Genomic DNA, 26002 nt, shown 5'->3' with positions numbered 1-26002 from the left:
TACGCAAACCTTTGCGTAGCATTTTGCGCCTTTTGGAGTCTACTCAATGCTGTTTACCTTTATTTTTGAACTCAGGACAAGAAACAAGCCAGTAAATACATATATCATGGAATACAGAGAAATTGGAAAGACGGGAATGAAGGTTTCCCATATCAGTTTTGGAGCCTCGTCGCTGGGTGGTGTTTTTCACTCACTGAAAGAGGGCGAGGGAATAGATGCCGTTCATGCGGCAGTAGATAATGGTATTAACTTTATCGACGTGTCTCCGTACTACGGACACCTGAAGGCGGAAGTGGTGTTGGGTAAGGCTTTGAAGGAGATTGAAAGAAACCGCTATTATCTTTCTACCAAAGTGGGCCGTTACGGAAAAGACGGTGTGAACTATTGGGACTATTCGGCTAAGAAGTCTACCGAGAGTGTATACGAAAGCATGGAACGTCTGAATATCGATTACGTTGACCTGATTAATGTACATGATATTGAGTTTGCCGATCTTGAGCAGGTATGCAAAGAGACTCTTCCGGCATTGGTTGAACTTCGTGATAAGGGTATTGTTAAGCATGTAGGAATTACGAATCTTACTCTTCGCCATTTTAAGTATATTATTGATCATGTACCTGCCGGGACGGTAGAAAGTGTTCTTTCGTTCTGCCACTATTGCCTGAATGATGATGCGTTGGCCGATTATCTGGATTATTTCGAGGAAAGAAATATCGGAGTGATCAACGCTTCTCCTTTTTCTATGGGATTGCTGACGGAAAGGGGAGCACCCGATTGGCATCCTGCTCCGAAACCGCTACAAGATCTTTGTCGTAAGGCGATGGAGTACTGCAAGAGCAAGGGGCAGTCTATTGAGCAACTTGCGGTAAAATTTTCGGTGAACAATCCCCGTATCGCTACGACGCTGTTCAGTACGACCCGTCCGTCATCTGTGTTACAGAATATTCAGTGGGCAAACGAACCGCTGGATGAGGAACTGTTGGCCGAGGTGCAGAAAATACTTGAACCTCGTTTCCGCGATACTTGGTTGAATTCATAACGGAAATAATAAGGAGTAAAACGGATGTTTAAGCATCTTAAGTAAGATGCTATGTTGATATACTATCTGCACTCTACGAATAAAGAATTTGTACGCAATGAATAAACCGTCGGCACGCAAGCGTTATAAAGGATGAAGAATAGCGCTGTTTTTCGCAAAGAACAGCGCTATTCTTCCGGAAAAACAGCGCTATTCTTCATCCTTTATATAGGTTTAGTAAAAACTTGCTAGCCTTACTGTGCTGCTAAGCTAAGGAGTAAGTATACACAGGGTAGATGTAGCTTGTATTTAACGTGAGTTCTATATAAGAGATAAAGTAAATAGATGTATGAGGATGTGTCATAAGTCAGTAAATCCACTTCGTCATTGCGAACGTAGTGAAGCAATCCTGTTTGTACGCTTTGTGAGCTGGATTGCTTCGGGTAACCCCTCGCAATGACGTGACAAAATAGACTTATGACACACCCTCTAGATTAGATGGATGATTTTTATATTGAATTCACGTTAATTAAAAGTATTCATACCTATACAAAAACACTCATAACCAACATCTGCTAAATAAGGGATTTACCCAATCCCTGTTGAACTAAATAAATAAATTAATTCATTAGAAATTAAAAATAAATAAAACCCAATAAACCAAATGAAAGCAATTGCAATATCAGGAGAGCGTGAAGTCGCTCTTGTAGAAAGAGAAAAGCCTCAGGCTGGTGCCGGCGAGGTATTAGTGAAGATCGGGTACGTTGGATTCTGTGGTTCGGACCTGAACACCTATCTGGGCAAGAATCCGATGGTGAAACTACCCGTTATCCCCGGTCATGAGATTGGGGCGATGGTGGAAGCTGTTGGCGAAGGTGTTCCTGAAAGCATTCGGCCCGGTATGTCTTGTACGGTGAACCCATATACCAGTTGCGGAGATTGTCCGTCGTGCCGTAACGGTCGCCCGAATGCGTGCCAGTTTAACCAGACGTTTGGCGTGCAGCGCGATGGAGCTATGTGCGAGTATAAAGCTGTGCCCTGGCAAAAGGTGATTGTAGACAATGCGTTGACTCCCCGCCAGTTTGCTTTGGTGGAACCTATGAGCGTGGGCTTCCATGCCGTATCCCGCGCACAGGTGACCGATCTCGATATCGTCATGGTGGTAGGTTGCGGTATGATCGGCATCGGCGCTCTTGTGCGTGCCGCCCTGCGTGGTGCACGGGTGATAGCCGTGGATGTAGACGATGAGAAACTGGCACTAGCCAAGCAACTCGGTGCACATTACACGATTAACTCAGTGACCGAAGATGTGCATGCCCGTTTGCAGGAAATGACGAACGGCGCAGGCCCCGATGTGGTTATCGAAGCCGTAGGTGCTCCTGCTACTTACCAGATGGCGATTAATGAAGTCGCCTTTACAGGGCGTGTGGTGTGCATTGGGTATGCTAAAACCGAGATTGCTTTCGAAACGAAGTATTTCGTAATGAAAGAGATGGATATCCGCGGTTCACGGAATGCCATGCCCGAAGATTTCCGCGCTGTTATTGAGTATGTAAAGCGCGACCCGGATGTGGTTGAGAAGTTTATCAGCGGTGTTTACGCCCCCGAACAAGCCAAGGAAGCACTAGATGGTTGGGCAGCAAACCCCGGAAAGGTGTTCCGGATATTGGTTCGGTTTTAAGTTTATTTAATCCTAACTTATGAATTACAAAATAATAGATGCCCATGCCCACCTTTGGCTACATCAGGACACCGAGGTCGATGGGTTAAAAATTAAAACCCAGGAAGGCGGCAAGTCGCTATTCATGGGTGAGGTACGCCAGATGGTTCCACCGTTTATCATCGACGGACGGAACACGGCAGAGATATTCCTCTCCAATATGAATTACGCCCAGGTATCTGCTGCCGTGATCACGCAGGAATATATCGACGGTTTACAGAACGAATATTTGTGGGAGGTGCAACAGAAATACCCCAACCGCTTCCTTTGTTGCGGTATGGTCGACGCCCGCCGACCCGGATACTTTACTCATGCAGAAGAACTGATCAAACAAGGTTTCTCTGCCATCAAGATACCCGCCCAGCGTCTTTTATTACCCGATGGCAGAGTATATCTTACTTCCGATGAAATGATGAAGATGTTCCGCTTGATGGAAGAGAAAGATATCCTGTTCTCTGTCGACCTTGCCGATGGCGCCGCGCAAGTTGCCGAGATGGAAGAAATCATCGCCGAATGCCCCAAGCTACGCATCGCTATCGGACACTTCGGAATGGTGAACCGTCCCGACTGGCTGGAACAAATCAAACTGGCCCGGCATAAGAACGTGCGCATAGAATCCGGGGGTATCACCTGGTTGTTCAATGACGAGTTCTATCCTTTCCGCGGAGCAGTGGTTGCCATTAAAGAGGCGGCCGACCTTGTGGGTATAGACAAGCTGATGTGGGGCTCGGACTATCCGCGCACCATTACGGCCGTGACCTACCGCATGTCTTATGACTTTGTAGTCAAGTCCAACCTGATGACGGAAGAAGAAAAAGCCCAGTTTCTGGGACGCAACGCAGAGAAGTTCTATCGCTTTACAGATCTTGTAGAACTCCCTTACATCAAAAACATGTCTGAGTAGCGGCACCTTGCCGCTGCCAGGTTGCGGATACTTTTTTACTGATAAAAAAAGAAAGTACTATTTCATTATACCCAGGATATGCTAATTTTGTAAATCATATATTTACCAAATAACAATCATATGCTTAGAACCGAAAAAGAAAAGATGCTTGCAGGCGAATACTACGATGCCGCCGACCCTGAATTAATTGCCCGATGGCATCTCTCCAAGAAACTGGCAAAAGAATATTACGCAGCAGACACCACCGACCGCGAACAACTGGATGCTATCCTCGACCAACTTCTGGGATCAAAAGGCAGCAACGTCTGGGTATCTGCTCCCATCTACGTAGACTATGGCGAAAACATCCATCTCGGCAACAACGTAGAAATCAACATGAACTGCGTATTCCTCGACTGCAACAAAATCACCATTGGCGATAACTCGGGTATAGGTCCTAACGTTCAGGTATATGCCGTAGGACACCCGGTAGACCCAAATGAACGATTAAATAAAAACCTCGGAGATACGCTTGGCACATGGAAAACCTCCAGTGCACCCGTCACTATCGGCAAAAACGTATGGATTGGAGGAGGTTCCATCATTCTACCCGGTGTAACCATCGGCGATAACACCACCATCGGAGCAGGAAGCGTAGTCAGCAAAGATATCCCCGCCAACTGCCTGGCAGTAGGAAGCCCTTGCCGTGTAATCAAAACCTTTTAAAACAAGCAAAACAGGCATCCGTAGATAAAAACATGTGATTTATAGACTTCATTTTCTGCTTATTTATTTATCAATTAACATTGTATTAAATTAGATAAACAAAGGAAACATAAAGAATTTCAGGAAAAACTCCTCCGAGACAGTAGCCAGGCGCCACACCCAGGTTCTTGATATCACGAAGACCTGGAAAAGCAGCACCCTGCTTCAATATCTTGCGAATTGCAATAAAAAGATAAAAAAAATCATTCATCGCACTTTTTTTGATAAGAAACCCCTCTAATCGTTTTAATTGTGCTATCTTTATCACGGCGTAACACACAACCACTTAACGATTTAGAGAGAGAGATGCTGAGAAAGATTGTTTTTATTTGTATTATTTTCCAATTCACCACAACGTCCACTTTTGCAAAAAAAGTGGACTCAATTAGCGTTGATAGCATGCATGCCTATCAAGCAAAGTACTTCAATAACCCTACAGACCCTATTGTACTAACAGCCTCAGACACGCTGTTACAAATGGCAATCAGCCTAAATGATACCGCAGTGGCCAAACATGCTTTAGGAGCTAAACTGGATTATTACTACTACGGACAAGGAGAAAATCGGACAGATAGTGTCATATCCGGAGTAAACCGCTTAAAGAACTTTGCAAAGAAAGTTAAGAATCCCGAACTATATTATTGGGCTTGGGCAGCCCGGTTAATAAACCATTACATCAAACAGGGAGAATACAATATTGCCCTCATCGAAGCTGAGAAAATGTTGGGCGAAGCTCAAAAAGAAACCGAAAAAGCGTGTCTGGCTGAGTGTTATTATGCCTTGGGCAATATCTATAGTGCTAAAGGATTGCAGAAAAAAGCGCTCGAATTTATGCTTAAAGAAATTAAGTATTTTGAAAAGAACAACATAAAAAGGCTCAACATATCTTTCCAGTACAGCGATGCAGCCAAGATTTACATTGAACAAGGAGAAAAAGAAAAAGCCCCTGAGCTACTCGAAAAAGCACTCAAATACGCCACATCACCCTATCATAAAGTTACTGCAAAATTGGTTTATGTAGACCTGTACCTTGCCGAGAACAATCAGGAAGCTGCTTGGCAGGAACTCGAAGAATGCAAACAAATGTACCTTACCGAACCAGCATTAAAACGTCATATTCACTATTACTATGAAGTTGAAACTAGTTATTACTGGAAAACAGGAAATTACAACAAAGCTCTGAATATACTGGAAGAACGGGAAGCTGAGTTAAAAAAGAAAAATGACTTCAGCACGCTGGCAGGATTGAACAAAACAAAAGCCGATCTCCTTTGGGATATGAACAGAAAAGATGAGGCAGCCGAGTTATATCGTGAGTATATTGCTGAACAAAAAAAGGAAAAGGAAAGAAACGAGGAAGTTACCACCGGCGAATTTGCAACCATGCTCAATCTGCAACAACTCAATGCAGAAAAGATAGAACTGGAAAGAATATCCCGGGAGAAACAACTCCAGAACACACAGATCATATCCCTTTCCCTGGCAGGTATTCTATGTATCGTTGCATTCTCTTTATACCAGCAAAGAAGGCTGAACCGTAAACTGAAAAAGTCAAGGGATGAACTAGACAAAAAGAACCATATACTCGTTCAAGCCGAAGAAGAACTACGCAAAGCCAAGGAAATAGCCGAGCAAAGCAGCTGGATGAAAACAGTATTCATCCAAAACATGTCCCATGAGATTCGTACACCACTGAATTCTATTGTAGGTTTCTCTGCTGTACTGGCCGACTTGTTTGCCGAGAATGAAGAAATCAAGCAATATGCTTCCTTAATCGAAGATAACAGTAATCTGCTATTAAAACTGATTAGTGATATCCTTGATATTTCTGCACTTGATAATGATATTGAGATCAAACGCTCGCCCATTGATGTAAATAGTTGTTGCCAGACAGCCTTGGAAAGAGTCAAACCCTTATTTACTGATGCCGTAAAACTTGAGTTTAAGTCAACCTGTAATGCGTTGACCATAAACAGTAATTATGAACGGATAGCCCAGGTGTTGGAGAATTTAATGAATAATTCTTCAAAATTCACTAATGAAGGCTCAGTGATCTTATCTTATGAGGTAAAAGAAAAGGAGAGGCAACTGCTCTTTACGATAACCGACACTGGTATAGGTATCCCTGTTGATCAACAAGACCATGTGTTTGAACGCTTCGTTAAACTGGATGATTTCTCACAAGGTACAGGACTTGGCTTACCTATTTGCCGGATCATTGCCGAAAAGCTGGGAGGATACTTGATTGTCGACAAGGAATACACTAAAGGAACACGCCTGCTTTTCTGTGTAGCTATGTAATAAGAAGGATAGTTATTCGCCAAGGCATCGGCTAGATGTTAACATTCAATTCCCTTCCTGTTAATACATAATATAGATTCTGGAGTTGATGCAGGTAATCAACACCTATGCTATACTTACCACCTTGAGCAATACTCAGATAGAAGCTATTCATATCTTTCAGGATATAAACATCGGGGTCTTTTTCCGCTATCTTACTGATTATGTATTCGGTTTCCGTGATAGACTTAGCTCCTGCTTTAAGCAAAATATCTACCGTAAGAGGTATGGGCACTATATCAGCGAACTTATAAAAGCCTTCACCCGTCCCTACCATACCCTCTCTTATTTCTGTAACGTTAGAGTGTATCATAAGGGGAACCCTAAACCCTATTGGGAGGTGATGGGTACACCTTATTATATTACCAATCCGCAAATCCTTACCGCTTATCATACATAACCATTTTAATATTTATCTTATTCCTTTATAACAGAAATAAAAAGTGTTTGTTTTGTTAACAGCCTATATAGAAAACAGTAAAAAATATAACGTTATTCAATTTTAAATGAATACACCGGTTATTTATTATCTGTTAAGACAAACACAAACCGTAGAAGATGAACTTAATACGGCAGCCCATTGTTGCAAGGGAATACAATAATAATATTTACCAACTTAAAACCTTAACAACATGGATAAAGACAAGCCTAAAGAAAGACCGGATATTCATCCGAATGAACAGCCGGAAAGAAAACCGGAAGAAGAAATGCCTGAACAACCGGATAAATTCCCCAAGGAAATTCCGAACATTCCCCACGAAATGCCCGATACGGGAATTAAAACGCCAAGTGAGATGCATAAAGAAATAGGTATGTCAGATTCATCCTATTGGTTCTGATATCTTTCTTTATATTCTTTGATCGCAATAAACATAAAACTGCTAAACAGATAGCCCTTTTACGTTTATTGCGATTTTTATTTCTTACTCTACTAAAATTCCTTTCAAAAAGACGCAACATCAAAGATTGCTATCCGGAATACCATAAGTTATTATATCTTTTATACAAAACAAAGAAATCTAATTAAATAATTACGACAATAACAAAAAGTAATTTAAAGAGTATTAGAATTTCAACCCACGCAGAAACATTAGTCGAAAGCTCTTTGTTGATGATTTAGCTTTGGGAAGACACTGTTGAACAAAAACAAATATATCAACATCAAATCCTGAATGCTATAATATAGTATCGGGCCTGGTACACAAAAAAAGATTATAAATTTAAAAAAACCAAGATTATGAAAACAAATCAATCATCAGAATCGAGAAGCGAACGCGCTCGTAACGAAGAAAGAGATTCAAACGGACGTTTTGAATCAAGTGACCACAAAGAAAACATGAAAGGTCAGAAATCATCCGGAACAATGAATCACCACAGAGGTGAGAACGCTCAGAATGAAAAAAGAGACTCTAATGGTCGTTTCGAATCCGAAAACGGTCGTAAGAAGTAGTTCTTTTTACTCGTATTGAGCAAAGGATCGTGTAAACTGCTGAATATAAGAACCAGTTTTTGCCATAAATCTCAGATGGTTCAAGAGAATGAAATGAGGTTATCAATCATTCGTATCTAATATAGCAGAAGAAGCGATCGAGCGGGAGGGTGTGTCATAAATTCTTTGACGCATCCTCTTTTCGGGGTATAAGACAATCTGTTGTTGGGGGGGGTATTTGTATTTATCGGGAATATTCTGCATTTGTGCTTCTAAGTCCCAGAATAGCTTCCTGTATATTGGGCGGTTCGCGAACCGCCCCTACAAGTGCACAATCCTTATAAACTTCCCATTTTACCCATAAAGAGTATAGCGCCTGTACTCTTTTCTTTTATAATATAGATAAACGGACGGTTAACATGAACAGTAGTTACTGGGGGGCCATCTATAGATGATGTTTCCATACCGATAATTGTTACAGCCGCTGCTTCAGTTCCTTCTTCATTAACTTCAACAAAGGTGTTCTGTTTCACCAATCCTATAAACAGAGGGGTGTGGGAGGACATATTACTAAAGTCAGCCTTATTTTCAGCAAAAGGAAGAATCATTCCCATATTCTTCAAATCAGCTTTTAAATCTCTTTCGTATTCCAGTTTAAACTTCGGAAGTTTGATATCTATTGTATGGGGATATAATGCCTTCATCCATTTATTCCAGTTCGCGGCGGTAAGTTGTTGGATGGCATCATCAACGTTGCGGCCTTCTTCGGGTAAAAGGACAATCATACTAAATGCCTCATTACCATATGGAAGTTCAACAACTTGTAATCCTTCATCCTTTACGTATGGTATTTGGCACTCCTGACGCATCAAATCCACTTTCTTCTTCTGTCCTGAAATCGCTGTAAAATCTTCTTTGACTGTCTTCGATTTATCGAATTCATAAGTCCAGGTACCTTTAAAATATAACGCATTGATAAGGAAAAGTAAAGCGTCAGGACTTATATTATCTAAGACTTTAGGAATTCTTTTATTGGTTTTGTCCGCACACCACTGATTAATGATAGCTACAGCTTGAGCATTGAAGTCCAGCGTTCTTACCTCTGCATCATAAATGTCTTTATTCAAATCGATGAAAGGTTGTTTTACATCGAATCCTTTTTTGATCCAGATAGAGTTGGCAATACCTAGCGTAGTGGTGTTATCTACCGCAAGTAATCCGCCAACAAGTTTTTTATAATATGCATTCATTTCCTCAAGAGAGTAATCCTTAAAGCCTAAAGTTGCTTTCATCTCTTCAAGTGTTTCATTGGCTGCGCCATTGGCACACATGGATAATGCAATAGAAGCACTTAGAGGAGAGATAAACAGATTATCTTCCGTTTCTCCGGCGGCAATGGTTTTAAAGAAATCAAAAGCAAATTCATTACCCACCTCGGTCATTTCGAGTTCGGACCGACTTAATGGAATGTCTTCACGCTCGTCTGGTGTTGGCGTTGGATCATCTGACTGACAGGAAAATAGAAGCATCGAAGCCAGGAAATAGAGGATAGTCTTTTTCATAATTTAGTTTTATATTTGGGGTTAATATATACATTATAAATGACTTTATAATCTGATTACTGCATCTATCTTCTATTTTATTTCTTTAATTACTCCATTTATTTCCTATCTTTACGCCTTAAACCCGAAATATATGTAACCACGCAAGTTTCAGGTGCCAACAATCAACTAATATCTCTATGACTAAATATCTATGACTTCAACTGATATTGAAATAAAAAAGCTGGCACCGGATGCCCCCATACCATACAATCTGTTATTGCTTGCCGATGAGACGGTGGAAGCTATCGACAAATATCTGCCTCATTCGGATATTTATATCGCAACCATGCCAAACCGACAAATACCTATCGCGGTGATGGCAATGCAACCCAACACTCCCAAAGAGATAGAGATCATGAATATCGCCGTCAACACTGTTTTGCAGAGCCGGGGAATAGGGAGTATCTTACTTGATAAGGCAATGGAAATAGCACAGACAGGTGGTTATTCGTCTCTTAAAGTGGGCACGGCCGATTGTGGAATGCGGCAAATAAACTTCTACCAACGGAATGGCTTCAAAGTATGTGACATCCGCAAAGATTACTTCCTGGACAAATTCCCGGAACCGATTTACGAGAACGGAGTAATGCTCAAAGATATGGTTGTATTGGAGCGAAAGGTGAATTGAAATCAAGTCTTTCTAATGGTTTTCTTCCTCGAACATCGTCATATCTCACACGCTCTTCTGAAAAGCCGATGAATAAGGGGGTTGGGAGTGTGCGAGCAAGCATAATAATTACACGCTACATACAAATCTCACACACCTCCACTAAATTTTAAAAGTTTCAGGCTGCTTCAAAGAAAGTTTCATTTGGCTAAAGAGAAAGTTTCTCTTTCAGTATGAGAAACTTGCTCAAGGCAAATGAGGTACTTTCTCAAGACAGATGAGGTACTTTCTCGAAATTCCCAATCCCTTTTTACGCTAAATCCTTTAACTGCCGGTTTAAAAAAAGAACCGTTGTAAAAGCATGCTTCTACAACGGTTTTTCAATTACAATCAAACTATAATCTTAGTCTTTCAGTTTCGCAACAATAAAATCGCGATTCAAACGAGCGATGTGACTGATTGAAATGCTCTTCGGACATTCAGCTTCGCAAGCACGTGTATTGGTACAGTTACCAAAGCCTAGTTCATCCATCTTAGAAAGCATTGCTTTCGCACGACGGTGAGCCTCAACTTTACCTTGTGGAAGCAGGTTCAACTGGCTAACCTTTGCCGAAACGAACAACATAGCCGAACCATTCTTACATGTTGCAACACAAGCACCACAACCCACACAAGCAGCAGCATCCATAGCTTCATCCGCTGCTGGTTTAGGAATAAGAATGGCGTTGGCATCCTGAGGAGCACCTGTATTTACATTTACGTAACCACCCGCCTGCATGATCTTATCGAATGCATTACGGTCGACCATCAAGTCGCGGATCACAGGGAAACCTGCCGAACGCCAAGGTTCAACGGTAATGGTTTCGCCATCTTTGAAACGGCGTACATACATCTGGCAAGTAGTAACCCCCGCAGCAGGACCGTGTGGACGCCCATTGATATACAATGAACACATACCGCAGATACCTTCACGACAGTCATGGTCGAATACTACAGGCTCTTCGCCTTTATTTATCAAGTCCTCGTTCAGGATATCAAGTGCTTCCAGAAATGAAGTATCCGTTGGTATATCCTTCATTTCATATATCTTAAACTCACCTTTCGCTTTAGGGCCTCTTTGACGCCATATCTTTAGCTTGAATGATATATTTCTTTCCATTATGCTTTGTAATTACGGGTTTGTACTTTAGTGAATTCGTAGTTCAATGGTTCTTTAAGCAATTCTGGTTCTTTATCTTCACCAGTATACTTCCAGCAAGCTACGTAAGAGTAGTTTTCATCGTCACGCAGGGCTTCACCTTCGGGAGTTTGATACTCTTCACGGAAGTGACCACCGCACGATTCATTACGGTTCAATCCGTCGCGAGCCATCAGCATACCTACTTCGATAAAGTCGTCCAGACGAAGCGCTTTCTCCATTTCGATGTTCAGGTCGTCTACTTCACCCGGGATACGCACATTGGTCCAGAAGTCTTTCTTCACTTCCTTGATTTCCTTCAGTGCTTTTTCAAGAGATTCTTTGGTACGAGCCATACCCACAAAGTCCCACATGATGTTACCCAACTTCTTGTGAATAGAGTCGACAGAGTGCTTACCGTTGATGGCTTTCAGTTTCACCATCTTATCGTGGATTGCTTTCTCTGCTTCAACAAATTCAGGAAGGTCGGTTGAGAAACGGGGAACTTGAATCTGATCGGCTAAATAATTTTGAATAGTATATGGAAGAACGAAGTATCCGTCGGCCAAACCTTGCATCAACGCCGATGCACCCAAACGGTTGGCACCGTGGTCGGAGAAGTTAGCTTCACCGATAGCGAACAGACCCGGAATAGAGGTCATTAGTTCGTAGTCAACCCAGATACCACCCATAGTATAGTGGATAGCGGGGAAGATCATCATCGGAGTGTGGTATGGATCTTCGTCAGTGATTTCTTCGTACATGTCGAAGAGGTTACCGTAACGTTCGGCAACTACATCCTTGCCCAAACGGTCGATAGCGTATTTAAAGTCGAGGAATACGGCCAGACCTGTGTTGTTTACACCGAATCCGGCATCGCAACGTTCTTTAGCTGCACGAGAGGCAACGTCGCGTGGTACGAGGTTACCGAATGCAGGGTAACGGCGTTCCAGATAGAAGTCACGATCTTCGTCAGGAATATCGGTGGCTTTCATCTTGCCGGCTTGCAGAGCTTTGGCATCTTCCAGTTTCTTAGGAACCCAGATACGTCCGTCGTTACGAAGCGACTCGGACATCAGCGTCAACTTAGATTGTTTGTCACCGTGTACGGGTACACAAGTGGGGTGAATCTGAGCGAAACATGGGTTAGCAAAGTAAGCACCTTTCTTGTAGCATTGGATAGCGGCCGAACCGTTAGATCCCATCGCGTTGGTAGAAAGGAAGAAGGCGTTACCATAACCACCGGTACCGATAACTACGGCATGGGCCGAGAAACGTTCCAATTGTCCGGTAACGAGGTTACGGGCGATGATACCGCGGGCACGGCCATCAACCACCACCAGGTCGAGCATTTCGTAGCGGGTGTACAGCTTCACGTTTCCTTTGTGTACCTGACGGCTCAATGCAGAGTAAGCACCCAGCAACAATTGTTGTCCGGTTTGGCCGCGGGCATAGAACGTACGGGATACCTGTGCACCACCGAACGAACGGTTGTCGAGTGTACCACCGTAATCGCGTGCAAAAGGAACACCTTGAGCCACACATTGGTCGATGATAGCGTTCGATACCTCGGCCAAACGGTAAACGTTTGCTTCGCGGGCACGATAGTCACCACCTTTAATGGTATCGTAGAACAGACGGTAAACCGAGTCACCATCGTTTTGATAATTCTTAGCAGCATTGATACCTCCCTGTGCAGCGATGGAGTGTGCACGACGGGGAGAATCCTGGATACAGAAGTTGAATACTCTGAATCCCATTTCGCCCAGAGAAGCAGCGGCTGCCGCACCTCCCAAACCGGTTCCTACCACGATGACATCCAGACGACGTTTGTTGGCAGGGTTTACTAGTTTCTGATGAGCTTTATAGTTACTCCATTTCTCGGCCAATTGACCTTCAGGAATCTTTGAATCTATCTTAGTCATAATGCGATTTTCAGTTTAATGATTTACAAATTACTCTTATTAACAAGCTCCGCACAACGATTTAACGAAGAATACGACAACTACCAAGGCAAAACCTGCAACGATAATTGTTGAGTAGATATCAGAGGTTATTCTCCAACGATTGATCCAAGTTTTGTTGCTCCATCCCAGTGTTTGCAAGGAGCTCCAGAAACCGTGTGTCAGGTGGAACCAAAGAGCGGCCAGCCAGATGAGGTAAAGTATTACGTAAACCGGTTGGCTGAATGTATAAGCAATAAATGCAGCACCATCCGTAGGGGCAATTCCGCCGGTAGCAACCAGGTCGTGAACACCCATCATTTCGAGTATTTCAACGAATTGCATTTTGTACCAGAAATTGAACAAGTGCAGACCTAAACCCAGAACGACAATAAGTCCGAGAACAAACATGTTCTGCGAAGACCATTCTACCATTTTAGGTTTCGCTGTTACTGCATAACGTTCGCTACCACGTGCTCTGCGATTTTGAAGAGTCAGCCAGATTGCATACACAAAGTGAAGCACAACAAGGCCGGCAAGTGCTACCGTAGCAACTAACGCATACCAATTTGCTCCCAACATTTCGCAAATCCAGTTGTAAGCATCTCCACTGATTACTGCAACAAGGTTCATTGCCATGTGAAATGTTAGAAATAGGACAAGGGCGAGTCCAGTAATACTCATTACCACTTTCCTTCCTACAGATGAGTTACATAACCACATAAATGATTGTTTTTAAATTATTTAATTATTTAGTTCTATAAATTCTTTTTGACAGCCTACTAATCTGCGCAAAATTAAGGGAAATACCTTGATAAAGCAAGGGATTAAAGAAATATTTCTTTAATCCCTATAGCGCTGTTCTTCCGGAAAAACAGCGCTATTCTTCATCTTTTATATAGGTTAAGTAAAAACTTGCTAGCCGTATTGTGCTGCCAAGCTAAGGGTTGAGTGTACACAGAGTAGCCGTAGTTTGTATTTGCTTATCTCAATAAGCACCGCCCGGTCTACTTTGTCTTTTCTATTTCCTGCAAATTAAACCCGGCCTCTTCCACCCCACCGGTTTGGGCAATCTTGAGGTAACGTTCGGCCGTTTCATACTCTTTCCTGAGCATATAAAGCGCCCCCATAAGGTTATTGTAAGCCGCCGGATAAGTCTGCGGTTCCACTTTAGACAGGTAGTTCGCGGCAGTTTCAACATCGTTTTCCGAGAGGGAAGAAGCGGCCGCGTTCAGGTTTGCCACCTCACTGCCGGGATATAGGCGTGCGGCGGTTTCAAACACCTCGATAAACTGCGGAGAGCCTTTCGGGTAAGTATTAGCCACTAGAAACATCTCGTTGAGACTGAGGTTTTGCGGACGCAACCGGATCATCTCTTTAGCCTCGTTCAAATCAAAGTTCTTCACCTCAAAGTTCACCTTACACACGGCCACACGCAATGCCGGATATATGTCTTGCAACATCTGGCGATAGGGCTGCCCGCCACGCAATGCTTTAATCTTTTGCTTCCTCACAGCCTCGGACTCATCGTTAGCCAGAATGCCGATCACCTGGCTTCCATAATCCGGCTTGGCGATGTCCAGCGCGGCTATAAGGCCGTCCCAGTTTTCGCCGCCAAACACGATATTGTAGTACTCCGATGAGAAGTCATATCGCGAAGCCAGATAATCGCGCAATGCCTTGGCCCGCCCTTCGGACAAACGTTTGTTGTTGGCCAGCGAACCTTCGGGAGAAGCGTAACCAATGATATCCAAACCGTTTATGGTGATGCTCTCATCGTTCTGCAATCCATCAATCATCTGGCGTATTTTGTCCAACTCGCGCGGATTGTTCATATAATCGGGCCGGATATTGGTTTTGTTCACCGCAAAATCAAGAAAAGCCTCTACCTGCACCTCGCGACGCTTCACGGCTTCCGCCTCAGGTTGTATGTACGCCAAGTGTGGCACCACCTGGTATTCCACTTTCCGGGGAAGAACGATCTGTCCCACCGGTTGGGTATACATAGTGGCAGTTTCGCCACAACCGCAATCATCGTAGCGCATTTCTACACTGGCGCCCGCCATCCATTCCTCGTAAGGCAGGCTATACTGGTAGTGTAGAGTGTTGTTCGTCCATTGTTTCCCTTTCTCTATGGCATAGGGTGCGGTACGGGCTTGTTTCTCTCCCGGGGTCATCAGGCTTGTTTTGCGTTTGTAGTACGCGTACTCATTATTCCCTTTCAACGAAACTAGAGGCAGAGTCATGCTGCGGTCGGCGGTAAGCAACACGGGTATGAGGTCGATGGCTTGTGCCGATTTAATCTTCACATCACGCAATACGATCTCCAGGTCAATATATAGCGAATCTCCGCTTTGCTCCAGCCGCAGGGGAGTAACGGATATTTGTTCTTTCAAAACAGATTCTTGCGCAGCTACAAGATATACATTGCCCCATAAAGCGGCAAAGGCTACAAGTAGAAGTATGGTATTCTTTTTCATCATTAGTCCGGGTTTATTTAAGAATGTAGATAAGTGATATGGCTGCCTTAGTTGGCCCCAGATAGTTCCTATGGTCACTCTTTAACTTAGTGGCACACTCATCGCAGGGATATTTATCGTACAAAATATGCGCATATCCCAAACCTACGGATGCCTCAAGGCTCCAACGGTTACTTAATAGCCAGGAGTGGCCGATGGACACGCCACCACCAAAGAGGTGCCCCTGGTAACGGTTCTCTTGCATATTGAAACTGATAAACGACCAATCGGGCAGTCTTCCCACATTGAACCAGGCGTAGTGCGCATGAAACCCGATAAACGTATTCCGGAAACGTTCGCAAAACCAATAACGCGCTTCGGGCTGTACGCCCAGATGCCTTAAACGGGCGCCATCACTGAGCGACCAGGGGTTGTAGTTCACCGGTACGTCGAGCGTCCATTTGTGCGACAGTCCGAACTCCATCCCCAGGTTCAGCGTGGTAGTTGCATCGTAAAGCAGGTTGCTCTTCACTACCATGCGTTGTGCATTTATTGCGGAGATGTTGAAACCTACGAAGAACAAGGTTATCACAAGAATCTTTTTCATTATATGGAACTTTATAAGTGATTGAACAGGGGGGGTATTGATTTAATCGGGTATAATCCAGGACGATCCCCCGTCTTCCCAATCTACAATAACAATCTCGAAAGAAGTGTCTACATCGAATCCCAACTTGATATACCACGGCCTTTCACTGCCTTCGTGGTCGAGGTCTTCGGTATGGAAACCATCCATCAGCCGGGTTACATCTATCGGAAAGACCTGCGTATCGCCATTTTTAAACGTAACCGTAAGAGTAAGCGTTTGTTTCCCCTCACCGTCTATCCCCAGTAGTTTGCGACTTCCGCTAAAGAACGCGCCCGATTCGCTCGCTATATTATCAAACGTGTAATCCACATTCCCTTTCTTGATGGCGGGCGGACGGGTAATGGTATGATCTACCGGACGGAAACCATTGTTGATGTGGCGCTCGGTGGCTATACCGTCAAAGTTGCCGGTTATTCCGACGATGTGTTCCGCCCCGGCTCCCGAAAGTTTCAGTTCGATAATCAGTTCGCGCACCTGCTTGTAAAGCGGCAGTTCGAGGTCAGAGTTTGGTTGCACATTCACCGTGACAGAACCACCACTAAAGAAACCGGGATCATCGTTCACCTTTCCGTCGGCTCCCGCCTCCACACTTACCGTTTGCTGGTGGTTGTTGATATGTTTCTCGCCGTTCTTTTCATATACCAGGATGGTCTGATCTCCTACAGGTATCTCTATATCGGGCGAGTGGGTGTCCGAATCATACTTCTGTTCGGGAGAACCGTCGCCCGGGATGATAACTACATTCACCGGATTGCCATCTTCTGTGATCGGGAGGGTTTCCACCCAGTCAAGCAAAACGTTCGCTTTCTTGGGGCAATGATCTGTCGATTCCTCTATGCACGATGTGACTGTAAACATGGCACCCAATGCCAGTAGGGGTATGAAATATTTCTTCATAGTTGTTATATAATCATTTTATTGGATAACTGTAACTGAATACAGGAAGGGGTACATTATTTATCCGTGTCCAGCGCAGGTACTCTAAATCGGTGGGGTTGCTATCTACAAAGTTGTTCATAATGTCGTATAAGGGCCGGTAATCGTTTTGCACCACCTCCCCATTGTTTTTTGCAAAGGCTACACCCGAGAAACCGCCCGGTTTTACTTCCACACCATCGGCATTCTCGGTACTATTGCCCACTACTTTGGAGCAAGTGGTATTGTTAATGCACTCAGTATTCCAATGGCAGCTTTCCATAGTCTTTGTTCCGGCCACATGATGCCCGGCAAAGGCGCCGATAGATTTCTGACCATACGAAAACGAAGCTGATGAATAGCAATTGTGCACCATGTTATTATTTTGACCTACGAATCCGCCGCCAATCTCGTCCGAGCAGATGATAGAGCCAGTTTGCGAATAACTGTTGCCTATCGTGCCATTGTTCTGGCCTACGAACCCGCCTACATATTGGTTTCCCGTAACGGCCGACGGTGTAGCACCACAGTTACGAACAATTGTTCCGGCACCACATAGCCCGATCACACCTCCGGCATTATGTATACCCAATACTTCCCCACCGCTCACAAAGCAGTGGTCGATAATGATGTTGGTTCCGCTTGTTTGTCCCACCAACATACCCGCATTGTTGTTTCCCTCTACAGACGCCCGGCTCACTGTCAGGTTTTTGATGGTTGTACCATCGCCTACCAAGCCAAACAAAGCCTGATTGTCTGCGCCGGGTTGCTTCAACGCCAGGTTGGAGATGGTGTATCCGTTTCCGTTGAACTCATAACCTGCAAAAGGATGGCCTGCTTTACCGATGGCTGCAAATTCATCGGTGGTTTTAAAGGCGATATCGGTGTATAGGTTGATGATTTTCTTGCCGTCTGCCTCTTCAATATAGAGGTCTTTCATGGTCAGGTTGTTCCAGGTTGGATCTCCGTCTTTGTTGACTTCTGTTGTTTCTCCATTCACAAACTTGGATAATGCCTGCAAGTCTTCCAATCCCCAGATACCATTGCTTGGGCGATTGTAGATGTTCCTGGGGTTTACTTCCCAAGGTGCCAGGGTTACGGCTTGCAACAGAGCGGTATGGTCGTTGTTTACTTCGATTGTGAAGGTATAGTGAATTCCGGCCTCTATACCCTTGCCTGTTTCCAACTCCAAACCTTGTAGGGTTCCTACGTACGAAGTAGCGTTACCTGCCTCACGGACGGTAAACGAACCATACATCAACAGTTCATTGGCTGTCATGGGGGGCATGTAGCAAGTTAGTTTTCCTTCACCATTATCAGGGGTGAATGTATAGCTCAACTCATTGCCGGCCTTTCCCAACGATACGGTGGGCCATCCGGTCAATCCGGCTGTAAACACTCCCGTCTGCTTTATAGCAGGGTAGGTAATGGTCGTACCTGCGGGGATACTGGCACCGGTAGCTATGTTCTTTAAGGTGATATCTACTTTGGCCACGAGGTGTTTGTAGATAAGTTCTATTTCGGGTATCTTCGGTACTCTCACGTAATCTTCCGTCTCATACGCTCCGATAAGGTTTTCCAAATTTTCAGTAAAGTCTACCGTTCCGGTGCCACCTAGTTCAGGCATAGTCCAGCCGGTGCCGGTGGTGCTACCGTCTCCTTCGTACCAGGAGGTAAATACCATGTTCTTTGCACTCCAACGAATTTCTTCACCTTCGGCAATGGTCATTGCTCCCGCTACAGCGCTATACAGTTTACTTTGGTTGGTGGCTCCTGTTCCATAGCCGGGTGCAATGACACGAATGTCTGGCATATTAAGATCTGTCTCCGTGGCACGCGTCTGTACCCCTGTTGTAGCACGGAATGTTACCACCTCATCTCCTTGTGGGATTACTACTGCCTCCGGCTCATCTTGTTCGCACGAGAAACAAAGCAATGCCAGTAGGCAGAGGTTCAGTATCGTATATCGTTTCATCTATTCTATGGTTTTTATTACTTAACTATGTAAGGTACCCCACCGTAAATGGCGGAAGAGCTGCTCCACGACCAATACCCATTTGCCGTACTTACCGCATTGTTCAACCGGGCTATGGTGGCAGTGATAGTTGTTTCCACTACCCCTTGTTCGGATACCATCTTGCCCCTGAGGTGTACATTTTGTGTTTTACAGATGTTAGCAAGGTCCTCCGAACCACTAAGAGTCAGGTCTTCCCCTCCCTGGTTTGTAATACTGAATGAGTTATAAACGGTTTTATCGGCAGAGATTAGTCCGGTCAAGGCTCCTTTTCTGCGTACGGCATCTCCCGGAACGGAAGAAGCCGACATCAATGCACCTACGGAATATACATTCTTCAGGTCGATTTCGGAGAATCCGCAGAAGCCACCTGTATAAAGTTCAGGCGTTGCTGCTACACGATCGCAAGCCGACTCCGTAACATTCCCTGTAGCACCACATCCATTGACTACTGCCGCACTGGATGTGGTAAATCCTAAGAAACCTCCGGTAGCCGAGCGGGAAACAAACAATGATCCTCTTACCTCTCCATTTGCTTCGTTATCGCTAAGTTTACCTCTGTTCACTCCACAGAACCCGCCTACATAGCTGGTCTTGGCAGCCAACCGGGTGGCATCTACCCGCACAAAGGTGGAACAACCGCTTATGGCATTGGCTCCTGTGTGACTTCCTACCATTCCTCCAATGGTTGCCTGGCCGGCAATGTATGTACCCGCGGGTTGCAGCAACCCGCCCGCGTTTATCTCGCAATTGGTTATGGTACCTGTATTGCTACCCACCAATCCGCCTACGGCAAATACTTTAGTGGTTTCAGTATCATTCTCTATATAGGGCTCCATCAGCAATGCACCCGATAGTTGCACGGTGTTGATGGTTCCGGTGTTGACACCTACCAATCCGCCTACCGAAGAGACATTATTGGTACCGATCTGGTTGCTCCCACCGATGCGTACATTGTCTATGGTTCCGGCGTTACTAGGGGATAATAAGCCTGCGGCTTCACCATTTTCGGCTATGACTTTTACATTTTCGAGGCGTAGATTCTTAATGGTTGCACCCGAAGGGATAGCATTAAATAAGCCGTTGCGTACATACACATTGCGAATGGTGTGGTTGTTTCCGTTAAAGGTACCTGTTAACGCAATGCCCCGGGTTGATGAGAAGCTGATAGGTATGGATTCATCCAAGAGGATATTGTTAAAATCAAGGTCTTTTGTTAACCCGTCCTTGCCTTCTCCATTAAAGTAGCTTTGAATTTCCTCTACAGACTGGAATGTTTCAATCTCATGGTCTTTGTACCACGCGTCTTCTTTTTCCAATGCCGGATTGGTACCTCCCGAGTAGAAGGTTAATCGGTATGCCCGACCTATCTTCATGGTAGACAGATGGGAAGAGGCATCGGCCAGCACCGTCTTCTTCGGAAGCTCACTCGAGGAACCCTCTTGGGTAAACTCGAATGTTTCGCCTTCCCAGTTGGAGGTAACATTCAGGAAGAAGAGTGCCGTAGTTTCATTTAATGCCTTCTCCATAGTGATTCCTCTTTCTGTTGTATTGTTCTCGAATTTATGAGTATAACCATCTGCATCACTATAGCTAACCACTAATTGGTTGATTATGCTAATGTTTTGTGGAACGAGTTTCAAAGTGGTAGCCTCTTTCTTTAATCCGTTAAACCGCAACTTGGTGGTGGTATGGGCAAAGCGTAACGTCACAATACCGTTCAGATTAATGATTTCTTGCTGTGCCAATAAGAGGTCATCGTTTGTTCCATCCTCTTTCAGTTTATTTAGAGGAATGGTTAGTGGAGAACCTGCTGTTGGTGCTGTACTATGTGTCTCGGGAAGATAATATGCCCGGAACTCTGCCGATACGGCATCGGCCGGCCACATCAACCGATCACTACCGGAGGCTGGTTGGAACTTACCGCCCTGGCAATTCAAAATGGTTGATACAACTTTGGTCGATTCAACATTTCCAGCATCCACTGTCTTAACCTTTGCCGTAATATATACCTTATCCTCATTAGCAAACGTTACTTTATTCCTGGTCGATGCCTGTCCATCGTCCGGCATCAGGAATTCAAACTCAATGGGAGTCTCCTTTACTTCTGTTTGCCACTCATCTGCTTCGGAGCTACACGAGTATACTATAAATAGTAGCAGTAAACTCCACAGGGTGTGTATCTTGTATGTCTTTCCGTTCATTGTTTACTTGTAATTTAAAACAGGCAGTGTGTACGATTTACTATCTATTATGACCAAGCCCTTTACCCAAGGGTTGGTGGCGGAACCGGCATTTAGTGCAGCGATTATAACATCCAATTCTTCGTCAGTCGGCGGCGACGGGTTTAATGAGATGGTGTAGGCTGCGTTGTCGCCAACGTCGTTTGTAGTACCTATCTGGTAACTATAGCTGATGCCTTCACCGGACCCCGATATAAGAGCTTTCCCGTTGGTAGTGTAGCAGTTTTTTAGTTCGGTGCCTTTGGCGGGGGTTTTAAGAACAGGGGTCGGATCAGGATTTTCTTCCGTGGGTTCCGGTATCTCATAAACGGCTGGTTCATAAGGCATGGTAGTTGTCCCAATCAACCCACCAGTAGGGCTTCCTCCACCTATAGTAGAGCGTGTGTACGATCCGGTAATTGCAACTACCTCATCTCCGCTTACATCGTGCTTTCCTATCAGCCCGCCTACAATGCCCGTTCCTGTTACGGTGCCGTTTGCTCCGCTTTTGTTCACGGTGCTTGTGGTAGTGCCTGCCAGTCCACCCACGATATCTTTACCCTCGATGTATCCTGTTGCCGTGCAACCGTCTATAGTAGACGTGGTGCTGCCTACGAGTCCACCTACGTTGTTCTTTCCTGTTACATCGCAACCGGCATGGCTGTTGGTTATGGGGCCTGCGGCGCTTCCTGCCAATCCGCCTACCTCATTGCCGTTTGTGGCAGTTACTGTGCCTGTGGTGTACGATTGGTCGATCTTTCCACCTGCTGTCAGCGAACCAATTAGTCCGCCGGTATTGCTGCCTCCGGTAACATCCGCGTTAGAAGAGCAGCGATCCATGGTCGGGTTTCCGCTTCCTATCAATCCTCCGGTGTTATCTCCACCTTTTACAGCCGAGGTACCGGTTACGGAGCAGTTGTGTATGGTGGTCCCATCTTCTGCATGCCCTACTAAAGCACCTGTACCGGCGTTAGAGGAGCCATTGTTTACAGTAGTGTTTTTAAGTTCCAGGTCCTTCACTACCGCTCCTTCTTTCAGTGTTCCGATAAGTCCGCCACTTGTTATGTCCAGTCCATTAATGGTAAAACCTCTTCCATCCAGAACGCCGTAGAAATTCTCAATGCAACAGCTGTTGTGGGGGCCATTACCATATTCGTTCACCACATCGATATTGCGCATGACGGGGAAAACGAAACATCCCAGTTTATCATCCCAACTGCCGTAGGCGGCAAGTGCAGCTTCATCCTCCTTAGTGGGTGCTCCGCCTATCTTTTTTAATGCAGCCTGCAAGCCCACCAAATCCGAAGCCCAGTAGATACCTCCTTCTTCGCGCACATTGCTCAGGTAGCGGTCGGAGCCCCATTCTTCAATGCCACCCATGGCAACAGATACGCTTCCCTCCTTGCCTTTGTGTACAGTGAGGCTGTAGATGAAGTTCATGCGAGGGGCGAATACATTGTCGAGAGGAAATTCCTGACCATCAACTTTGATGTGAGTTACTTTTAATGAATCGGTAACAAAACGATCAAGAGGATCATCAGCTTTGACTGAATTTTCAGTGGTAGCTTGTCCTTCTACAGGTACGATGATATAGTAGAAGCCACTCTTTACATTAATAGGCTTAAATTCTTTGACGCCATCAGGTTCTTGTTGCGTTAAGCGCATCTGTCCCAACTCCTGATTGTCTATTTTGGCATTATCTTCAATGCCTAGACTCATTATAGCCGATACAGCTCCCGCAGTAGCTGGGGAACCTTCCATGCCTGTACCTAATTTTATTTTTAGCAGTGCAAACCGATGCTTGAAGGTTAAGAAGACGGCGGGGTTGTCATACTGAACGGTAGTACGCTCGGCCATTAAAACATCTTCCAGTTTATTGGCTTCTTTGAAGATGTTATATCCACCATTCTTATATACATTAGTCTGGTCTGTGTGTTGCTTATAAGGGTAATATCCGTAAATATCGGCGGACTTAACCTCTCCAAAAGGAGTTGAGTTCCAAATCAATTTAGCGTTAACCTGCCACCTTCCATTAGCTTCCAGTTTAAAGCTGGTGTTTTTAACGGGAGTGTTATCAATCTCACTTTGATCTGACTTATTATACAATGGTCCCAAAGCATATAGCCCAATCTCATCTCCTGCACCAAAAGCAGCGTATGTACCATTTTCGCTATCTATAGCAGCCCCCCGACTTATAGCTTCTTTTTGCCCTGTAATTTTAGCATAAATATAGGCGCAGTTTGCATCATCCGAAGGAAGTGTCTTTTCATCTTCGCACGCACTGAATGCCAGTAGGGCAACCAAAGCGGTGATATATATATTTGTAGTTGTTCTCATTCTTTCCGCTTGTTATAGATTTGCGAATTCGGGATAGGTGTCAACTGGTGTCTTCCAAATACCTGTAATGTTATCTAAATAGTCCAAGCTTGGGTTTAACAAGTCTACACCATTAGTATATGATTTACAATTAGGCAAGGCTGCTGAACCGGAACCAGGGGTATTCCCATCATAATTAAACCAGAAACAGTTTTTGGCGTCCGCATCAAATCCTAAGCTACCGAACAAACCACCCGCTTCACTTCCGGCTGCCCGTCCCGAGGAGTAACACTGACTAACCTCTCCATCCAATTCTCCTACCAGTCCACCTACTTTAGAATATCCTGTAACTTTTCCCTGTGCATAGCAATACTGCATGGAACCGGCCATATAGCCCGCCAGTCCACCTACAAGAGTACCAGCGGCACAATCTATTTCGCCTTTGGCAAAGCAGTGGGTGATACTTGCTTCGGAATAACCTATCAGCCCGCCTATATATTCACCTTTGCCTTCCACCCTTACATACGAGTAGCAGTTTATCAGGGTAGATGTTCCGGTGGCCGTTCCTATCAATCCACCAACTTTATTGGCTGCACCACCATTCACATCTCCGGAATAACCACCTTCGGTTTTACTTTCCGTTCTACAGTTAAATACAGTGGTGTTTGTGGCATTATCAATCAGTGCCCCTACCGGATTTTCTCCATCCGATTCCACGTAGGGAGCTACCAACGTAAGATTCTGTATAGTGGCCCCTCTGGTGTAGGCAAAAAGCCCTCCCTTGTTACGCCGCATACCTTCACCTTGATAAATGCCTAAGTCTTTTATCTTGTATCCGTTACCCCCAAAGATACCCTCAAATGGATATTCTTCTGTACCGAGGCTTATCTGCCCTTTGAGTTCTATGTCTGCCATTAACCTTACAACCATTCCTTTGAATGTATATCCGGTGGCGATGGCTTGCGCCAAATCGCGTAACTCATTCCAGGAAGCGATGTTGAACACACGGCTGATTTCTATTTTCCCAGCGGGTTTATCTTCCCATCCGATTAGCTTTGCCGTAGCAGTAATAACGTCTTCGGTTAGTTCAACCTGTATGGTCAGGTGTTCGCCTGCTCCTAAACTGAATGACTCTCCTGACGGTATAGGTACTGGAATGCGATATACGTATTTGCCAGCGGTAACTTCCAGAGAATCACCTTTGGTAAAAGTCTGAGGGACGATGTACAGCGGGTCGCTTTCTACACCGTTGTAAGTTTCCACTCCGATTTCTATATCGTTTCTGTCTGTGAAACCAGTTCGTTCTATCGTAGTTGCTTTATCTTTATCAGCAGGTAAACTATTTATCTTACTTGTAGCATAGTCTATCCCGATAGTTGTTCTGTTCAGTCCAGGATTGAATACAACTTTGGCATTGCTGAAGTTTACTTTTCCAGCATTGTCCTTATTTAAAGTATTGTCGTACACAATAACGGTTATCTTGGAAGTTAGATGATTTAATGTAAAGTCCAACGTTTCATTCCAGCCCGTTTCCTTACCAAACAGAATGTCTTTATCCACTGATTTAGAGGGGAATATCATGGACTCCACGTTTGTCAGGTAGAACTCGGTGTCGTCTTTTGGGGTTGCTTTTTTAATATCATCCCAGTATAGTGTGGGGGTTGCACTCCAAGCGGTGGTAAGACCACCGTCACTACTACTGCAAGTGAATTTGTTCACGCTAAGCGAAGTTCCACCAACTGCTGTATAATGCAGGTAGTAGTCTCCCACTACAGCAGGTTCTGTTGCGCGCGTCAGTATATTGTTTTTCGCCACAGTAGCTTGCAGATGCACCTGGCTATCGCCAGCGTCAATGTTATGATTGTCGTTATCATCGTCTGCACAGGATATAAACCCCGGCAGCAATAGAAACACAAGATAAATTAGTTTATTCTTTCTCAT

At 44.7% G+C, this 26002-nt stretch carries 21 protein-coding genes; 8 read left to right on the top strand and 13 right to left on the bottom strand.

All coding sequences use genetic code 11. The features are described 5' to 3' along the window. The first annotated feature begins 106 nt into the window (after positions 1-106). The 4 genes from D0T87_RS01315 (at position 107) to D0T87_RS01300 (ending at position 4347) form a co-directional block, all read left to right on the top strand. Complete coding sequence (locus tag D0T87_RS01315) at positions 107-1039, top strand: aldo/keto reductase (RefSeq protein WP_163172048.1); 933 nt, start codon at positions 107-109, stop codon at positions 1037-1039. A gap of 643 nt (positions 1040-1682) precedes the next feature. After that, positions 1683-2699 (top strand): zinc-binding alcohol dehydrogenase family protein, encoded by a 1017-nt coding sequence (locus tag D0T87_RS01310; RefSeq protein ID WP_163172046.1) that lies wholly within the window; start codon positions 1683-1685, stop codon positions 2697-2699. A gap of 19 nt (positions 2700-2718) precedes the next feature. Further along, positions 2719-3642 (top strand): amidohydrolase, encoded by a 924-nt coding sequence (locus tag D0T87_RS01305; protein WP_163172044.1) that lies wholly within the window; start codon positions 2719-2721, stop codon positions 3640-3642. Between the two features lie 120 nt (positions 3643-3762). Further along, positions 3763-4347: a sugar O-acetyltransferase gene (locus D0T87_RS01300; RefSeq protein ID WP_203558579.1), complete on the top strand. Its 585-nt coding sequence runs from the start codon at positions 3763-3765 to the stop codon at positions 4345-4347. Positions 4348-4432: 85 nt separating this feature from the next. Here the strand turns inward: D0T87_RS01300 and D0T87_RS24120 are convergent, their stop codons facing one another. Continuing rightward, positions 4433-4597 carry a hypothetical protein gene (locus tag D0T87_RS24120; protein ID WP_203558578.1) on the bottom strand — a complete coding sequence of 55 codons (165 nt, stop codon included), beginning with the start codon at positions 4595-4597 and terminating at the stop codon, positions 4433-4435. A 164-nt stretch (positions 4598-4761) separates the two neighbouring features. Between D0T87_RS24120 and D0T87_RS01295 the strand changes: the two genes are divergently transcribed. Next, on the top strand, positions 4762-6687 hold the full coding sequence (locus D0T87_RS01295; RefSeq protein WP_370526797.1) for an ATP-binding protein: 1926 nt from the start codon (positions 4762-4764) through the stop codon (positions 6685-6687). Between the two features lie 31 nt (positions 6688-6718). On the opposite strand, the gene D0T87_RS01290 is transcribed toward D0T87_RS01295, so the two are convergent. Continuing rightward, positions 6719-7039: a hypothetical protein gene (locus D0T87_RS01290; protein WP_163172042.1), complete on the bottom strand. Its 321-nt coding sequence runs from the start codon at positions 7037-7039 to the stop codon at positions 6719-6721. Positions 7040-7358: 319 nt separating this feature from the next. Here D0T87_RS01290 and D0T87_RS01285 point away from each other — a divergent pair, with 319 nt between their 5' ends. Together D0T87_RS01285 and D0T87_RS01280 are read left to right on the top strand one after the other, a co-directional pair. Next, entirely contained in the window at positions 7359-7565 is a 207-nt protein-coding gene (locus tag D0T87_RS01285; RefSeq protein WP_163172040.1) for a hypothetical protein, read from the top strand. Between the two features lie 398 nt (positions 7566-7963). Continuing rightward, on the top strand, positions 7964-8176 hold the full coding sequence (locus D0T87_RS01280) for a hypothetical protein (protein WP_163172038.1): 213 nt from the start codon (positions 7964-7966) through the stop codon (positions 8174-8176). Positions 8177-8493: 317 nt separating this feature from the next. Here D0T87_RS01280 and D0T87_RS01275 read toward each other — a convergent pair whose 3' ends face one another. Next, on the bottom strand, positions 8494-9717 hold the full coding sequence (locus D0T87_RS01275; RefSeq protein WP_163172036.1) for a serpin family protein: 1224 nt from the start codon (positions 9715-9717) through the stop codon (positions 8494-8496). Positions 9718-9910: 193 nt separating this feature from the next. Here D0T87_RS01275 and D0T87_RS01270 point away from each other — a divergent pair, with 193 nt between their 5' ends. Further along, complete coding sequence (locus tag D0T87_RS01270) at positions 9911-10387, top strand: N-acetyltransferase (RefSeq protein ID WP_163172034.1); 477 nt, start codon at positions 9911-9913, stop codon at positions 10385-10387. Between the two features lie 382 nt (positions 10388-10769). Here the strand turns inward: D0T87_RS01270 and D0T87_RS01265 are convergent, their stop codons facing one another. From D0T87_RS01265 to D0T87_RS01220, 10 genes are all read right to left on the bottom strand, one after another. Beyond that, positions 10770-11525, bottom strand: coding sequence for a succinate dehydrogenase/fumarate reductase iron-sulfur subunit (locus D0T87_RS01265; protein WP_163172032.1), 756 nt, complete (start codon positions 11523-11525; stop codon positions 10770-10772). Then, on the bottom strand, positions 11525-13468 hold the full coding sequence (locus D0T87_RS01260) for a fumarate reductase/succinate dehydrogenase flavoprotein subunit (RefSeq protein ID WP_163172030.1): 1944 nt from the start codon (positions 13466-13468) through the stop codon (positions 11525-11527). The genes D0T87_RS01265 and D0T87_RS01260 overlap by 1 nt, the downstream gene beginning before the upstream one ends. 39 nt (positions 13469-13507) lie before the next feature. Further along, on the bottom strand, positions 13508-14209 hold the full coding sequence (locus D0T87_RS01255; RefSeq protein WP_163172028.1) for a succinate dehydrogenase/fumarate reductase cytochrome b subunit: 702 nt from the start codon (positions 14207-14209) through the stop codon (positions 13508-13510). Positions 14210-14493: 284 nt separating this feature from the next. Then, complete coding sequence (locus D0T87_RS01250; protein WP_239063407.1) at positions 14494-15969, bottom strand: DUF3868 domain-containing protein; 1476 nt, start codon at positions 15967-15969, stop codon at positions 14494-14496. Between the two features lie 10 nt (positions 15970-15979). Further along, a complete protein-coding gene (locus D0T87_RS01245; RefSeq protein ID WP_163172026.1) occupies positions 15980-16552 on the bottom strand; it encodes a DUF3575 domain-containing protein in 573 nt (190 codons plus the stop codon). Between the two features lie 42 nt (positions 16553-16594). Beyond that, complete coding sequence (locus D0T87_RS01240; protein WP_163172024.1) at positions 16595-17491, bottom strand: FimB/Mfa2 family fimbrial subunit; 897 nt, start codon at positions 17489-17491, stop codon at positions 16595-16597. Between the two features lie 13 nt (positions 17492-17504). Continuing rightward, entirely contained in the window at positions 17505-19484 is a 1980-nt protein-coding gene (locus D0T87_RS01235; protein ID WP_163172022.1) for a fimbrillin family protein, read from the bottom strand. A gap of 17 nt (positions 19485-19501) precedes the next feature. Further along, complete coding sequence (locus tag D0T87_RS01230; RefSeq protein ID WP_163172020.1) at positions 19502-21727, bottom strand: fimbrillin family protein; 2226 nt, start codon at positions 21725-21727, stop codon at positions 19502-19504. Positions 21728-21730: 3 nt separating this feature from the next. Next, positions 21731-24082, bottom strand: coding sequence for a fimbrillin family protein (locus tag D0T87_RS01225; protein WP_163172018.1), 2352 nt, complete (start codon positions 24080-24082; stop codon positions 21731-21733). A gap of 12 nt (positions 24083-24094) precedes the next feature. After that, on the bottom strand, positions 24095-26002 hold the full coding sequence (locus D0T87_RS01220; RefSeq protein WP_163172016.1) for a fimbrillin family protein: 1908 nt from the start codon (positions 26000-26002) through the stop codon (positions 24095-24097).

The organism is Bacteroides sp. 51 (genome assembly GCF_010500965.1).
Classification (GTDB): domain Bacteria; phylum Bacteroidota; class Bacteroidia; order Bacteroidales; family Bacteroidaceae; genus Bacteroides.
The sequence above is the reverse complement of the archived record's forward strand: the minus strand, read 5'-3'. Positions and strand labels throughout refer to the sequence as shown.

Coding starts and splice junctions, on each gene's coding strand:
- D0T87_RS01315 (WP_163172048.1), top strand. CDS start 107: ATGGAATACAGAGAAATTGGAAAGACGGGAATGAAGGTTTCCCATATC.
- D0T87_RS01310 (WP_163172046.1), top strand. CDS start 1,683: ATGAAAGCAATTGCAATATCAGGAGAGCGTGAAGTCGCTCTTGTAGAA.
- D0T87_RS01305 (WP_163172044.1), top strand. CDS start 2,719: ATGAATTACAAAATAATAGATGCCCATGCCCACCTTTGGCTACATCAG.
- D0T87_RS01300 (WP_203558579.1), top strand. CDS start 3,763: ATGCTTAGAACCGAAAAAGAAAAGATGCTTGCAGGCGAATACTACGAT.
- D0T87_RS24120 (WP_203558578.1), bottom strand. CDS start 4,597: ATGAATGATTTTTTTTATCTTTTTATTGCAATTCGCAAGATATTGAAG.
- D0T87_RS01290 (WP_163172042.1), bottom strand. CDS start 7,039: ATGATACACTCTAACGTTACAGAAATAAGAGAGGGTATGGTAGGGACG.
- D0T87_RS01285 (WP_163172040.1), top strand. CDS start 7,359: ATGGATAAAGACAAGCCTAAAGAAAGACCGGATATTCATCCGAATGAA.
- D0T87_RS01280 (WP_163172038.1), top strand. CDS start 7,964: ATGAAAACAAATCAATCATCAGAATCGAGAAGCGAACGCGCTCGTAAC.
- D0T87_RS01275 (WP_163172036.1), bottom strand. CDS start 9,717: ATGAAAAAGACTATCCTCTATTTCCTGGCTTCGATGCTTCTATTTTCC.
- D0T87_RS01270 (WP_163172034.1), top strand. CDS start 9,911: ATGACTTCAACTGATATTGAAATAAAAAAGCTGGCACCGGATGCCCCC.
- D0T87_RS01265 (WP_163172032.1), bottom strand. CDS start 11,525: ATGGAAAGAAATATATCATTCAAGCTAAAGATATGGCGTCAAAGAGGC.
- D0T87_RS01260 (WP_163172030.1), bottom strand. CDS start 13,468: ATGACTAAGATAGATTCAAAGATTCCTGAAGGTCAATTGGCCGAGAAA.
- D0T87_RS01255 (WP_163172028.1), bottom strand. CDS start 14,209: ATGTGGTTATGTAACTCATCTGTAGGAAGGAAAGTGGTAATGAGTATT.
- D0T87_RS01250 (WP_239063407.1), bottom strand. CDS start 15,969: ATGATGAAAAAGAATACCATACTTCTACTTGTAGCCTTTGCCGCTTTA.
- D0T87_RS01245 (WP_163172026.1), bottom strand. CDS start 16,552: ATGAAAAAGATTCTTGTGATAACCTTGTTCTTCGTAGGTTTCAACATC.
- D0T87_RS01240 (WP_163172024.1), bottom strand. CDS start 17,491: ATGAAGAAATATTTCATACCCCTACTGGCATTGGGTGCCATGTTTACA.
- D0T87_RS01235 (WP_163172022.1), bottom strand. CDS start 19,484: ATGAAACGATATACGATACTGAACCTCTGCCTACTGGCATTGCTTTGT.
- D0T87_RS01230 (WP_163172020.1), bottom strand. CDS start 21,727: ATGAACGGAAAGACATACAAGATACACACCCTGTGGAGTTTACTGCTA.
- D0T87_RS01225 (WP_163172018.1), bottom strand. CDS start 24,082: ATGAGAACAACTACAAATATATATATCACCGCTTTGGTTGCCCTACTG.
- D0T87_RS01220 (WP_163172016.1), bottom strand. CDS start 26,002: ATGAGAAAGAATAAACTAATTTATCTTGTGTTTCTATTGCTGCCGGGG.